The organism is Pseudomonas sp. W15Feb34 (assembly GCF_023127765.1).
GTDB classification, from domain to species: Bacteria; Pseudomonadota; Gammaproteobacteria; order Pseudomonadales; family Pseudomonadaceae; genus Aquipseudomonas; species Aquipseudomonas synxantha_A.
In genome coordinates, this window is sequence record NZ_SPKN01000044.1 from 1 (window position 1) to 13380 (window position 13380).

Genomic DNA, 13380 nt, shown 5'->3' on the forward strand with positions numbered 1-13380 from the left:
GCACAACAGCAGACCCGGCGCGACGGGGAAACTAATTGAGAACGCCCCCTAGTACGCCTTAAACCGGCGTTTCTACCAACAAGGCATCCACTCGCTGGAAACCTCTAGGCAGTTTGTTACCGCGTCGACCACGCTCGCCCTTGTAGTGTTCAAGGTCGTCTGGGCGCAATGACAACGTGCGCTTGCCGGCCTGGAGCACCAGGGTAGAGCCTTCCGGGACCACGGCGATGTCTGTCACGTACTCTTCGCGACTGGCCACCCGATCACCGGGAATCCCGATAATCTTGTTGCCCTTGCCTTTGCCCAGTTGCGGCAAATCGCTGATTTTGAATACCAGCAGACGCCCTTCGGTGGTCACCGAAGCCAACCAGTTGCTTTCACGATCATCCACCGGCCTTGGCAGGATCACCTTGGCGTTGTTTGGCAGGCTCAGCAGGGCCTTGCCCGCCTTGTTCTTGGCTTGCAGGTCTTCACCCTTGACCACGAAACCGTAACCGGCGTCGGAGGCGATGACGTACAGCGAATCATCGTCCGGCAGCAGCACGCACTCGAAATTCGCCCCAGGTGGCGGCGTGAGGCGTCCGGTCAACGGCTCGCCCTGCCCCCGTGCGGACGGCAGGGTATGGGCCGGCACCGAATAACTGCGCCCGGTCGAGTCGATAAACACCGCAAACTGATTGGAGCGCCCGGCGGCGGCGGTCTTGAAGCCATCACCGGCTTTGTACGAAAGGCCGGTGGCGTCAATATCATGCCCTTTGGCTGAACGAACCCAACCCTTTTCCGACAAAACGACGGTAATTTTCTCGTTAGGCAACAACTCGGTTTCTGTCAGAGCCTTGGCTTCAGCACGCTCGACGATCGGCGAACGACGGTCGTCGCCATAGGTTTCGGCGTCTTTGATCAGCTCACTGCGTACCAGCTTCTTGAGCTTGGCTTCGCTGCCCAGCAGCGCTTGCAGCTTGGCTTGTTCCTTGAGCAACGCGTCTTGCTCGTCACGCAGCTTCATTTCTTCCAGGCGTGCCAATTGGCGCAAGCGCGTATCGAGGATGTAGTCAGCCTGGATTTCGCTCAGTTCGAAACGCGCAATCAACTCGGCTTTCGGGTGCTCGGCGGTACGGATGATATGGATCACTTCATCCAGGTTGAGGTAGGCAATCAGCAAGCCGTCCAACAGATGCAGGCGGCGCTCGACCTTGTCGAGGCGAAACTGCAGGCGGCGGCGCACGGTCTGTACGCGAAATTCCAGCCACTCCACCAGCAGGTTGCGCAGGTTTTTCAACTGCGGCTTGCCATCCAGGCCGATGATATTGACGTTGACCCGGTAGCTCGACTCCAAGTCAGTGCTGGCAAACAGATGCTGCATCAGCACTTCATGATCGACCCGGCTGTTGGTCGGGATGATCACGATACGGCACGGGTTCTCGTGGTCGGACTCGTCACGCAGGTCGGCAACCTGTGGCAGTTTCGACGGTTTGGCCTGCATCAACGCGGCAATCTGCTCCAGCACCTTGGCACCGGACACCTGGTGCGGCAGCGCGGTGACAATAATGTCGCCGTCTTCGATATGGTAAACGGCGCGCATACGCACCGAGCCCTTGCCGGTTTCGTACATCTTCAGCAGGTCGGCGCGCGGCGTGATGATTTCCGCTTCGGTCGGGTAATCCGGGCCCTGGATATGTTCACACAACTGCTCGACCGTGGCCTTGGGCTCGTCCAGCAGGCGCACGCAGGCAGTGGCAACTTCGCGCAGGTTATGCGGCGGCACATCAGTGGCCATACCAACGGCGATACCGGTGGTGCCATTGAGCAGGATATTCGGCAAACGTGCTGGCAATACCAGGGGTTCGTCGAGGGTGCCGTCAAAGTTCGGCCCCCAGTTCGCCGTGCCCTGGCCCAGCTCGCTGAGCAGCACTTCGGAATAACGCGACAGCCGCGCTTCGGTGTAACGCATGGCGGCGAAGGACTTGGGATCATCCGGCGCACCCCAGTTGCCCTGCCCGTCCACCAGCGTATAGCGATAGCTGAATGGCTGGGCCATCAGCACCATGGCTTCATAACACGCCGAATCGCCGTGGGGGTGGAACTTACCGAGTACGTCACCGACAGTACGCGCCGACTTCTTGTGCTTGGAATCAGCGTCCAGGCCCAGCTCACTCATGGCGTAGATGATGCGCCGTTGCACGGGCTTGAGGCCGTCGCCGATATGCGGCAGGGCACGGTCCATGATCACGTACATGGAGTAGTTGAGGTAGGCATTTTCGGTGAAGTCAGCCAGCGACCGGCGTTCTACGCCATCTAAGCTGTCTGCGAGGATGTCACTCATGCGGGCCTCATCATTGTTGGGTAACGCGCAGCGGAACTGCCGCTGCGCCGGGTCAATTGAAAAAACGGCTGGCTCATGGCTGGGCGCTCCAGCCACCGGCAGGGGCGGCGAAACGATAGACCACGGGGCGTTTTTCACCATCGGCGCGGGGGCCGAAATTGTTGTCTATACCGATCCATGCACCGTCGGCGTCCAACAGCAGGGCTTCGGCCAGGCCGTAAGGCTGTGGATAACGCCGCTGCGGCGTCAGGGTCTCTTCAGCAAACGACCAACACAGCTCAACCTTGGCCGTGACTGTGTCGCGTCGGCAAATCTGGAACGCATTGCGCTCCAGGGTAAACAGCTTGCCATTGAACAGCGCCAGGTCGGCAAAGTCATTGGACACTGCCTTGGCGTTGGTAAACTGCGCCGGTTGCACTTCCTGCCCGGCCTCGCTCAACAACACGCACCGGCCATCGCAATCCCATACGCTTTGCCCGCGCTTGATCGAGATCAGGCCGCGACGCTCACGCTCGGCGGCCAGCCAGATCTGGTTGCCTTCGGGGTTCACCGCCAGGCCCTCGAACAAGGCATTGAAGTGCAGCAACATGCCACTGGCCCGCGCCTCACGCACCATGCCCGGGGCGATTTTCAACCACTCGGGCGCGCCCGTCGCAGGTACCTGCAGCACTGCAGCATGGGCTTCGCTGACAATGTAGCGGTTACCTGCGGCATCACAGCTGATGCCCTCGAAATCCAGGTCACCACCGCGAATGAACGACGCGGCCTTGGTGCGTGAACGCAGCCCCCAGGGCAAACCCGACTCGGGCACGGGCGGCACGTCAATCTTCAGAGCTTCGGCGTTCCAGGTCGGTGCGCGGGTATCCAGGCGGTAGATCTGATCATCATCGCGGTCGGAAACCGTCCACAGTTCTGCGCCACACAACGCCAGGCCCGACAGGTTACCGCCGCGCATGCCGTCCACCGGGTGCTCGGATACCAGCTGCAACTCTGCCACGCCGGCGGCAACCACGTGGGGAGTTGCCAGTGCGCTCAACATCAGCATCGCCAGGGCGAAGCCTGTACGCATCAGCCCAGAACCTCGGCCAGGTTGCCCTTGGATTCCAGCCAGGCTTTGCGATCCGGCGCACGCTTCTTCGCCAGCAGCATGTCCATCATTTCCGAGGTGCCGGCGAAGTCTTCCAGGGTCAGTTGCACCAGGCGCCGGGTATTGGGGTCCATGGTGGTTTCGCGCAACTGCGGTGGGTTCATTTCACCCAGGCCCTTGAATCGCGTGACCTGTGGCTTGCCGCGTTTTTTCTCGGCCACCAGGCGATCGAGGATGCCATCGCGCTCGGCTTCGTCCAGGGCGTAGAAAATCTCCTTGCCTAAATCGATGCGGTACAGCGGCGGCATGGCGACGTAGACGTGACCGGCATCCACCAATGGGCGGAAATGCTGCACGAACAACGCGCACAACAACGTAGCAATGTGCAGGCCGTCGGAGTCGGCGTCGGCGAGGATGCAGATCTTGCCGTAGCGCAGCTGGCTCATGTCCGCCGCGCCAGGGTCGACACCGATAGCGACAGCGATATTGTGCACTTCCTGGCTGGCGAGCACTTCACTGCCGTCGACTTCCCAGGTGTTGAGGATCTTGCCGCGCAACGGCAGGATCGCCTGGAACTCTTTGTCCCGCGCTTGTTTGGCGGAACCGCCGGCAGAGTCACCTTCCACCAGGAACAGCTCGGAACGCATCGGGTCCTGCCCGGCGCAGTCGGCCAGTTTGCCGGGCAATGCCGGGCCCTGGGTGATGCGCTTGCGCTCGACTTTCTTGCTGGCCTTCAGGCGACGACCGGCGTTGTTGATCGCCAGCTCCGCCAGGGCCAGGCCCAGTTCCGGGTGCTCGTTGAGCCAGAGGCTGAAGGCATCCTTGACCACACCGGAGACAAATGCCGCCGCCTCACGGGACGACAGGCGCTCTTTGGTCTGGCCGGAGAATTGCGGCTCCTGCATCTTCATCGACAGCACGAACGCGATGCGCTCCCACACGTCTTCCGGCGCCAGCTTCACGCCGCGCGGCAACAGGCTGCGGTATTCGCAGAATTCGCGCATGGCGTCCAGCAAGCCTTGGCGCAAACCATTGACGTGGGTGCCGCCCTGGGCGGTGGGGATCAGGTTGACGTAGCTTTCCTGCACACTGTCGCCACCTTCGGGCAACCACAGCAGGGCCCAGTCGACGGCTTCCTTATTACCCGCCAGGCTGCCGCAGAACGGCTCGTTGGGCAGGCGTTCGAAGTCGCTGACGGAGTCTTCGAGATACGAGCGCAGGCCGTCTTCGTAGTGCCACTCGACCTTCTCGCCGGTGCCCTTGTCTTCAAAGCTGACCAATAGACCCGGACACAACACAGCCTTGGCCTTGAGCACATGCTTGAGGCGGCTGATGGAGAATTTCGGCGAGTCGAAGTATTTGGGGTCCGGGGCGAAGTACACGCTGGTGCCGGTGTTGCGCTTGCCAACGGTGCCAACCACTTCCAGGTCGGTGGCTTTATAGCCATCGGCGAAGGTCATCTGGTACTCGTTGCCGTCGCGCTTGACCTTGACCCGCACTTGCGTCGACAGGGCGTTGACCACCGAAATACCCACGCCGTGCAAACCACCGGAGAACTGGTAGTTCTTGTTGGAGAACTTGCCGCCGGCGTGCAGCTTGGTGAGGATCAGCTCGACGCCCGACACGCCCTCTTCCGGGTGAATGTCCACCGGCATGCCGCGACCATCGTCGGACACTTCAAGGGAGTGATCGGCATGGAGGATGACTTGTACCGACTTCGCGTGCCCGGCCAAGGCTTCGTCGACGCTGTTGTCGATGACTTCCTGGGCAAGGTGGTTCGGCCGGCTGGTGTCGGTGTACATGCCGGGGCGTTTGCGCACCGGGTCGAGGCCCGAGAGGACTTCGATGGCGTCGGCGTTATAAGAGCTAGCGCTGGGAGTGGCCATGGGGTCTCGTCGTGAGTCGTTCGATTAAAAAGTGACCTGCGATTTTTTACAGTGACGAAAAATCGAAGGATTGATACTGATCTGCGCCAATGCCGGCAAAACTCAACAAGGCCGGCAGTTGCTCGGCGAACCCTTGGTAACCATGGTCGCCACCGGCCTGGATGCGCAAGGCACAGGCTCGGTAATACGCTTGGGCGAGGCGATAATCCAGGGTTTCGTCCCCGGTCTGCAACCACACCTGATACCGCCCTGCATCCTGCGGCGCCGGTACTTCCAGCTCGGCCAGCGCTGCGACGTGATCATGGGTCAACTCCCAGGTCTCATCGGTGTAGAGGTTCTTCTGGGTGCCCAGGTAACCGTCGAACATCCGATGGGGGCTGACCGCCGGGTTGACCAGCAGCGCCTTCAGGCCATGGCGTTCGGCAAGATGGGTTGCATAGTAGCCGCCGAGTGAGCTGCCGACCAGCAGCGGCCGCCCCAGTTGGTCAATGGCCTGCTCCAATTGCAGAATCGCCTGACGCGGGTGGTGATGCAGGGCCGGCACACGCAAACGGTCGGACAGGCCAAGCTTGCCCATTACGGTGATCAACTGGCTGGCCTTGTTGGAGGCTGGCGCACTGTTGAAGCCGTGGATATACAGGATCGAAGCGGACATGCCGGGCTCTCCGTGCTTGGGCCAAAGAGGCGCAGTTTACAGGGATCGGAGTGAGGTGTGAGCACCCGATCTTCCAGACACCGCAGAACCCATGTGGGAGGGGGCTTGCTCCCTCCCACATTTGATCAGTGTTTGCAGGTCTTAATAGCCGTTGCTGCCGTAGTCGACGGTAAACGCGAAGTCCCGAAGCCGCTCTACCCCCGTCTCCAACCGCCCGTCGGCATACAGGCGCAGCCAGCGATACCCCGGCGCTTGCTCGCTGACCTGGAAATCCTCGCTGCCCGGCTCGAACTGGATGCAGGTAGACGGTGAGGCCAGCAACCGCACGCCGTTGCGCTCGCGGTCGATTTCCTGATGCACATGCCCCCAGAGCAGCGCCTTGACCTGCGGGAAGCGGTCAAGCACGGCAAACAGCGCCTCGGGATTGCGCAGGCCGATCGGCTCCATCCACGCACAGCCGATGGACACTGGATGATGGTGCAAGCACACAAGATGATGGCGGCTGGGCGCCTCGCTCAGGGCCTGGGCAAGCAATTGCAGTTGCGAATCCTGCAGGTAACCGGGCACCGAACCCGGTACTGCGGAGTCCAGCAGGGTTATGCGCCAGTTGCCCACGTCCACCACGGGCTCGAGCAAATCGCTTTGCACAGCGGCCTCGGCCATGACCTGCGGCTCGTCATGATTACCCGGGATCCAGCGCGCCGGCGCACCGATGGGCGCGGTCATGTTCCGAAATAGCTGGTACGACGCCAGTGTGCCGTCCTGGGACAAGTCGCCCGTCGCCAGCACCAGGTCAATACGCGGCTGTTGCTCGTGCACCAAGTCGATCACGCTTTGCAAGCTTGCACGGGTGTTCATGCCCAGCAGCGTACCGCCCGCTTCGGCAAACAGATGGCTGTCGGACAATTGCACCAACAACGCAGCATCAGGGTTCATGGTGGGTACGCGAGGCAAGGCGCTCTCCCTGGCAATCACAGGCATGGATAATTTGACGATTATGCTAGGGCAGGACTCAAAGAGGAAACCTGAGAAACAGGCTCAATTCACATCTAGCGCACAACTTCGAACTCATGGCCCAGGGCCAGGCAGTGGCTCAGCCATTCACCGAGGAACACATTGAGCTGTGCTTTCTCATCGGGTTGGTGCATGAACACATTCGGGTAAGGATAGATGCTGCGAAAGCGTCGCGCATGTTCGGCGCTGATCACTTCGGCCATACGCGCGTCGTGGTACACCTGCACTTCAAGTTGCGGCACCGGCAGCCAGGGCAGGCTGTGTTCCTGGCGTACGCGCAGGGTGGTGGTGTACGGGCAATTGACGATGACTTCCAGGGTCAGCACACCAAGCATCTGGTCGCCATGGGTCACGGCGATACGCCGCGCCTCGGGAGTGTGACGCATGTCGGGAAGCAGGCGCATCAGCCGCGCATAATTGGCCTCGCAGGCGGCTTGCAGCCCGATCAGGTCAACTCGATAACGTTCCCGTGCCTTTACTGCCATAGCCCCCTCACTTCCGCGCGGTTAAGCGCAAGCCATTGCAGGGCGATGATGCTGGCTGCATTGGAAATTTTGCCGTCGCGCACCGCTTGCAGGGCGTCTTCGAATGCCCAGACGGTGACGCGGATATCTTCTGCCTCTTCTTCCAATCCATGGATGCCACCAGCACCCGTGCCGTCGCAACGGCCCAGGTACAGGTGGACAAATTCGGTACTGCCGCCGGGCGACGGGAAGTACTTGGTGATCGGCCACAGCGCGGAGAACGTCAACCCAGCTTCCTCCTCGGCCTCGCGGTGTGCAACCTCCTCCGGTTGCTCATCCTTGTCAATCAGGCCGGCGACCATCTCTACCAACCACGGGTTGCCGGCGCGGCCCATGGCGCCCACGCGGAACTGTTCGATCAGCACCACCTCGTCACGTTGCGGGTCGTAGGGCAGCACGCACACAGCGTCATGGCGAACGAAGACTTCGCGGCTGATCACGCGGCTCATGCCACCGTCGAATTTCTCGTGGCGCAGTTGCACGTGATCGAGCTTGTAGAAGCCCTGGTAGCTATTGTCGCGCTGAACGATCTCGATCTTGTTCGGCGTGGACTTCGCGGTGTCCGTCATGTGTTTCCTCTCTTTGACAAGGAGTGTGCTTGTGCAATTGGCGCCATCCTAACGCGCCGTTGCCCGTTGATGCAGCCCCTTTCCGGTTGCCGGGACCGGCGGCGGACGTCAAACTCTCCCCCATCAGTCTAGTGGCGAACTGACTGCCTTGTTGGCAGTCCAAGCGCTACTCTTTTCGCTTTCCATCGATTTACGAAGGACACACATGTCGCTTTTCAAAATCGCCTCCATGGCCTGTATTGCCTTGACCCTGGGTGCTTGCCAGAGCCTGTTCCAACCCGGCCAGCTCAAGCCGCTGGACGTCACGACCGACAAGTCGGAACAGATCAAGCCTGGCTGTGATAGCCCGGACTGCCCACTGGTGAACATCGATACCGTGCACTTCCCCGCCGACCCGCAACTCGACAGCCTGGTGGAACAGCGCCTGCTGCAGATGACCCGCACTACGCCCGGCGCCAGTGTGCCTGCCACGCTCAATGCCTATCGAGACAAGTTCCTGCGCGAATCCGCGGACCGCCACAGCATGTATCTGCAAGCCAAGGTACGCGAGCAACATGACGCACTGGTGATCGTTGAAGTGTCCAGCTACCTCGACACCGGCGTCGCTCATGGTGAGCCGGGCCGTGGTTTCATCAACTATTCGCGCCTGCTGCACAAGGAGTTGAGCCTGGCTGACATGTTGCTGCCGGGCCAGGAGCAGGCATTCTGGAACACCGCGAAAGTTGCGCATAACAGTTGGTTGATCAACACCAAGATGGACCGCGATCCGGAGTTCCTGAAGAACTGGCCGTTCCAGAAAACCCCGAACGTGGCCTTGACCAGTGGTGGCGTAGTACTCAAGTACAACGTTGCCACCATCGCCCCTTACGCACAGGGGCTGATCGAAATTACCATCCCCTATACGCGCCTCACGGGTGTGATCAAGCCTGAACTGATGCCTGCACGCCACTAACCCGGCCCAGAATCAACTGCAACAGCCCTGCCAGCAGCAATGCCGGCAGGGTCGCACCGACCACGCCGAACAGCGGCGCAAACACTGAGCCGATCAGCAGCAGGAAGTTCTGGTATTGCGCCAAGGGTGCAAAACAGGCAATCAAGGTACAGACCAGGCCAATGGCCAACGCCAGGTGCTCGACTTTCATACGCGACAGCATCCCACTGGACACCGCCGCCGAGTGAATATCGGCAAAGGCGTTTTCCGACTCATCGAGCAGAATCAACAGCAGCGGAATGCCGAGCCCGGCGCCCGCCAGTGCCAGCAGCCAAATCCCCCATTTGCGCAGGATTTGCCGTACAAACGTCAGCGGGCCACTGACCGCCCAAGGGTGTGATCTCTAAGGGGCACTTGTTGTTTGGGAGATCGCTATCGCGGGCAAGCCCGCTCCCACAGGGGACCGGCTGTGGACACAAAAATTGTCTACAACTCGATCAACTGTGGGAGCCGGGCTTGCCCGCGATGACGGCCGTGCAGGCACCGCCGACTCGGGATCAGACCTTCTTGTAGAGCTGACTGCCTTCGCGCTTGAACCGCTCCGCCTGCTCGGCCAACCCCTTGGCCACGTCCACATCCACCGCTTCAATACGCTGGTTGGCCGCATACTCACGCACTTCGTGAGTCACCTTCATCGAACAGAATTTCGGCCCGCACATGGAGCAGAAATGCGCCACCTTGGCCGACTCCTTCGGCAGCGTTTCGTCGTGAAACGCCCGTGCGGTGTCTGGGTCCAGGCCGAGATTGAACTGGTCTTCCCAACGGAATTCGAAGCGTGCCTTGCTCAAGGCGTTATCGCGAATCTGCGCACCCGGATGGCCCTTGGCAAGGTCTGCGGCGTGTGCGGCGATCTTGTAGGTGATGATCCCGGTCTTCACATCATCCTTGTTCGGCAAACCCAGGTGTTCCTTGGGCGTGACGTAGCAGAGCATGGCGCATCCGAACCAGCCGATCATCGCCGCGCCGATACCTGAAGTGATGTGATCGTAGCCCGGCGCGATGTCGGTGGTCAGCGGGCCGAGGGTGTAGAACGGCGCCTCGTCGCAGCACTCCAGTTGCTTGTCCATGTTCTCCTTGATCAACTGCATCGGCACATGGCCGGGGCCTTCGATCATGGTTTGCACGTCGTGCTTCCAGGCGATCTTGGTCAACTCGCCCAGGGTTTCCAGCTCGCCGAATTGCGCAGCGTCGTTGGCATCGGCCACCGAACCCGGGCGCAGGCCGTCCCCCAGGGAGAAGCTGACGTCATAGGCCTTCATGATTTCGCAGATTTCTTCGAAATGCGTGTAGGCGAAGTTTTCCTTGTGGTGGGCCAGGCACCACTTGGCCATGATCGCGCCGCCACGGCTGACAATGCCGGTCACGCGGTTGGCAGTCAGCGGTACGTAACGCAGCAACACGCCGGCGTGGATGGTGAAATAGTCCACACCCTGCTCGGCTTGCTCGATCAGGGTGTCGCGGAACAACTCCCAGGTCAGGTCCTCGGCCACGCCGTCGACTTTTTCCAGGGCCTGGTAGATCGGCACGGTGCCAATTGGTACGGGCGAGTTACGGATGATCCATTCGCGGGTTTCGTGAATATGTTTGCCGGTGGACAAGTCCATGATGTTGTCCGAACCCCAGCGGATACCCCAGGTCATTTTCGCCACTTCTTCTTCAATGGACGAACCCAAGGCGCTGTTGCCGATATTGCCGTTGATCTTCACCAGGAAGTTACGGCCGATGATCATCGGTTCCAGCTCGGTGTGGTTGATGTTGGCCGGGATAATTGCGCGGCCGCGGGCGATTTCTTCGCGCACGAATTCAGGCGTGATGATTTTCGGAATGCTGGCACCAAAGCTGTGCCCGGCATGTTGTTGCTTGAGCAGGCCGGCTGCACGTGCTTCTTCGAGTTTCATGTTTTCGCGGATGGCCACGTATTCCATCTCGGGCGTAATGATGCCTTTTCGTGCGTAGTGCATCTGGCTGACGTTGGCCCCGGCCTTCGCCCGACGCGGGTTTTGCAGGTGGGCAAAGCGCAGGTAGGCCAGGTCCGGGTTATCCAGGCGTTCCTGGCCGTATTTGGAACTCAGGCAGGACAACCGCTCGGTATCGCCACGCTCTTCGATCCACGGCGAGCGCACATCAGCCAGGCCTTTGCGCACATCGATGATGACGTTGGGGTCGGTATAGGGGCCGGAGGTGTCGTAGACCACCACAGGGGCGTTGATTTCGCCGCCAAACTCGGTGGGGGTCACATCCAGGCTGATTTCCCGCATCGGTACGCGGATGTCGGGGCGCGAGCCCTGCACGTAGATTTTCTGCGAGCGGGTAAACGGCTGCACGGAGCCGGAGTCGACCTTGGCCGATTCACTCAGGTGCACAGTATTTTTTGGTTTTGTACTTTTTATCTCAGTGCTCATCACGGGCTCTCCAACTGATCCAGGCGGTGGATTTTTGTCGGAGCGAACCTGTGACGGATGGACGCACTGGAATCAGTGCTGTGCTTGGCGCACGAGGGCTGTTCGATTGTCGAACAACATCCCGGACGAAGCACAAGAGGACTCGCCGGGTGACGAGAAATCTTGTTCCCTACGCAGGCGCTAACCTGATCAGGTTCAACGGGATCCGGTATTTACCGATCTCAGCCTTCCAACAAGGCACCCCGACAAGAACGCGGCCAGTCTAGACCATGGCGTGGGCAAATTGCCAATAGCGGTGCATTCAGCGTGATGAATGGCGTGATCGTGGGATTGTTGTGCGCAGGTCCGGCAACTACACTCGGGCACTGCTTCAAGGCTTGACGCCAGGAATGGCCAGCCTTAGCCTTGAGCGCTAAATTATTGCCGTAATATTTAAATTAGGGATCGCCTCATGCTGCGCAAACTTTCACTGGCTCTTGCCGTGTCTTGTGCGACCAACGGACTGGTCTGGGCAACTGAAGCGCCCTTGTCCACCAACACCGATCTGGTCAGCGTCTATCAGGAAGCGGCGAGCAACAACGCCGACCTGGCCGCTGCCCGCGCTCAATATGGCGCGCAAAAAGAGGTGGTGCCCCAGGCGCGCGCAGGCTTGCTGCCGAACCTGTCGGCCGGCGCCGACAGTAACAATGTGCGCACCCAGATCGACCAGCCCGCCGCCACGGCCAACCGTGACGCCCACTCCTGGCGCGCTACCCTGAGCCAGCCGCTGTTCCGCGCCGATCGCTGGTTCCAGCTGCAAGCTGCCGAAGCCGTCAACGAGCAAGCCTCGCTGCAACTGTCGGCCAGTGAGCAGAACCTGATTTTGCAAAGTGCCGAGAGCTACTTCGCCGTGCTCCGTGCCCAGGACAACCTGGCGTCGACCAAGGCCGAAGAAAATGCCTTCAAGCGTCAGCTCGACCAGTCCAATGAGCGCTTCGATGTGGGCCTGTCGGACAAGACCGACGTGCTGCAATCCCAGGCCAGCTACGACACCGCCCGGGCCAACCGCATCGTGGCCCAGCGCCAGGTAGACGACGCTTTCGAAGCGCTGATTACCCTGACCAACCGCCAATACAACTCGATCCAGGGCATCGTCCATACGCTGCCGGTGCTGCCGCCGGCGCCGAACGACGCCAAGGCCTGGGTCGAAACCGCCGGGCGTCAGAACCTCAATCTGCTGGCCAGCAATTACGCCGTGACCGCCGCCGAAGAAACCCTCAGGCAGCGCAAGGCCGGCCACCTGCCGACACTCGATGCGGTCGCGCAATACGAAAAAGGCGACAACGACGCCCTGGGGTTCAGCAACCCGAATCAGTTGCCTATCCCGTACGGTGGCGATGTGTCGCAACGCACCATCGGCCTGCGTTTGAACATCCCGATCTACAGCGGCGGCCTCACCAGTTCGCAAGTGCGCGAATCCTATTCACGCCTCGACCAGTCCGAGCAACAGCGCGAGGGCCTGCGCCGCCAGGTGGTGGAAAACACCCGCAACCTGCACCGTGCAGTGAACACCGACGTGGAGCAGGTGCAGGCACGCCGCCAGTCGATCATTTCCAACCAGAGCGCGGTAGAAGCCACGGAAATCGGTTATCAGGTGGGCACGCGCAACATCGTCGATGTGCTGGACTCACAGCGCCAGTTGTATGCGTCAGTGCGTAACTACAACAACAGCCGCTACGACTACATCCTCGACAACCTGCGCTTGAAACAGGCCGCGGGCACCCTGAACCCAGGGGACCTGCAAGACCTGGCGCGCTACCTCAAGGCCGACTACAACCCGGACAAGGACTTCCTGCCGCCGGACCTGGCCAAGGCCGCTGCCGAACAGCTCAAGGCCCGCCCGGGCTATTAAGCTCACCGCATAACCAATGTGGGAGGGGGCTTGCTCCC

Annotated in this window: 10 protein-coding genes, 1 pseudogene and 1 riboswitch; of the genes and pseudogenes, 2 read left to right on the forward strand and 9 right to left on the reverse strand. The window is 60.7% G+C overall.

The features are described from left to right. Positions 1-58: 58 nt before the first annotated feature. The 7 genes from parC to E4O97_RS20080 all read right to left on the reverse strand — a co-directional run bounded on the left by parC (position 59) and on the right by E4O97_RS20080 (position 8058). Entirely contained in the window at positions 59-2323 is a 2265-nt protein-coding gene (parC, locus tag E4O97_RS20050) for a DNA topoisomerase IV subunit A (RefSeq protein ID WP_032878231.1), read from the reverse strand. Between the two features lie 73 nt (positions 2324-2396). After that, positions 2397-3392, reverse strand: coding sequence for an esterase-like activity of phytase family protein (locus E4O97_RS20055; protein WP_216090654.1), 996 nt, complete (start codon positions 3390-3392; stop codon positions 2397-2399). Further along, a complete protein-coding gene (parE, locus tag E4O97_RS20060) occupies positions 3392-5296 on the reverse strand; it encodes a DNA topoisomerase IV subunit B (protein WP_005784190.1) in 1905 nt (634 codons plus the stop codon). The genes E4O97_RS20055 and parE overlap by 1 nt, the downstream gene beginning before the upstream one ends. A 46-nt stretch (positions 5297-5342) precedes the next feature. Next, the gene (locus tag E4O97_RS20065) at positions 5343-5951 is read right to left on the reverse strand and encodes a YqiA/YcfP family alpha/beta fold hydrolase (protein WP_078820136.1); all 609 of its coding nucleotides are present in this window, start codon (positions 5949-5951) and stop codon (positions 5343-5345) included. A gap of 141 nt (positions 5952-6092) precedes the next feature. After that, complete coding sequence (gene cpdA / locus E4O97_RS20070) at positions 6093-6905, reverse strand: 3',5'-cyclic-AMP phosphodiesterase (protein WP_078820182.1); 813 nt, start codon at positions 6903-6905, stop codon at positions 6093-6095. Positions 6906-7000: 95 nt separating this feature from the next. Further along, positions 7001-7450, reverse strand: a complete 450-nt coding sequence (locus E4O97_RS20075) for a DUF1249 domain-containing protein (protein WP_003209507.1) — start codon at positions 7448-7450, stop codon at positions 7001-7003. Beyond that, positions 7441-8058 carry an NUDIX domain-containing protein gene (locus E4O97_RS20080; RefSeq protein WP_032878236.1) on the reverse strand — a complete coding sequence of 206 codons (618 nt, stop codon included), beginning with the start codon at positions 8056-8058 and terminating at the stop codon, positions 7441-7443. Before E4O97_RS20080 ends, E4O97_RS20075 begins: the two co-directional genes overlap by 10 nt. 205 nt (positions 8059-8263) lie before the next feature. Between E4O97_RS20080 and E4O97_RS20085 the strand changes: the two genes are divergently transcribed. Next, positions 8264-9010 (forward strand): RsiV family protein, encoded by a 747-nt coding sequence (locus E4O97_RS20085; protein ID WP_032878238.1) that lies wholly within the window; start codon positions 8264-8266, stop codon positions 9008-9010. On the opposite strand, the pseudogene E4O97_RS20090 reads toward E4O97_RS20085, so the two are convergent. Continuing rightward, positions 8979-9320 (reverse strand): annotated as a pseudogene (locus tag E4O97_RS20090) (putative hydroxymethylpyrimidine transporter CytX); the annotation flags it as partial. The gene E4O97_RS20085 and the pseudogene E4O97_RS20090 sit on opposite strands and share 32 nt — an antisense overlap. A gap of 226 nt (positions 9321-9546) precedes the next feature. After that, positions 9547-11451, reverse strand: coding sequence for a phosphomethylpyrimidine synthase ThiC (gene thiC / locus E4O97_RS20095; protein WP_032878242.1), 1905 nt, complete (start codon positions 11449-11451; stop codon positions 9547-9549). A gap of 149 nt (positions 11452-11600) precedes the next feature. Next, positions 11601-11706, reverse strand: a riboswitch (TPP riboswitch). A 196-nt stretch (positions 11707-11902) separates the two neighbouring features. Between thiC and E4O97_RS20100 the strand changes: the two genes are divergently transcribed. Further along, entirely contained in the window at positions 11903-13342 is a 1440-nt protein-coding gene (locus E4O97_RS20100; RefSeq protein WP_248162034.1) for a TolC family outer membrane protein, read from the forward strand. The last annotated feature ends 38 nt before the right edge of the window (positions 13343-13380 follow it).

Excerpts from the sequence above, each read along its gene's own strand:
- parC (WP_032878231.1), bottom strand. The coding sequence starts at position 2,323 with ATGAGTGACATCCTCGCAGACAGCTTAGATGGCGTAGAACGCCGGTCG.
- E4O97_RS20055 (WP_216090654.1), bottom strand. The coding sequence starts at position 3,392 with ATGCGTACAGGCTTCGCCCTGGCGATGCTGATGTTGAGCGCACTGGCA.
- parE (WP_005784190.1), bottom strand. The coding sequence starts at position 5,296 with ATGGCCACTCCCAGCGCTAGCTCTTATAACGCCGACGCCATCGAAGTC.
- E4O97_RS20065 (WP_078820136.1), bottom strand. The coding sequence starts at position 5,951 with ATGTCCGCTTCGATCCTGTATATCCACGGCTTCAACAGTGCGCCAGCC.
- E4O97_RS20075 (WP_003209507.1), bottom strand. The coding sequence starts at position 7,450 with ATGGCAGTAAAGGCACGGGAACGTTATCGAGTTGACCTGATCGGGCTG.
- E4O97_RS20080 (WP_032878236.1), bottom strand. The coding sequence starts at position 8,058 with ATGACGGACACCGCGAAGTCCACGCCGAACAAGATCGAGATCGTTCAG.
- E4O97_RS20085 (WP_032878238.1), top strand. The coding sequence starts at position 8,264 with ATGTCGCTTTTCAAAATCGCCTCCATGGCCTGTATTGCCTTGACCCTG.
- thiC (WP_032878242.1), bottom strand. The coding sequence starts at position 11,451 with ATGAGCACTGAGATAAAAAGTACAAAACCAAAAAATACTGTGCACCTG.
- E4O97_RS20100 (WP_248162034.1), top strand. The coding sequence starts at position 11,903 with ATGCTGCGCAAACTTTCACTGGCTCTTGCCGTGTCTTGTGCGACCAAC.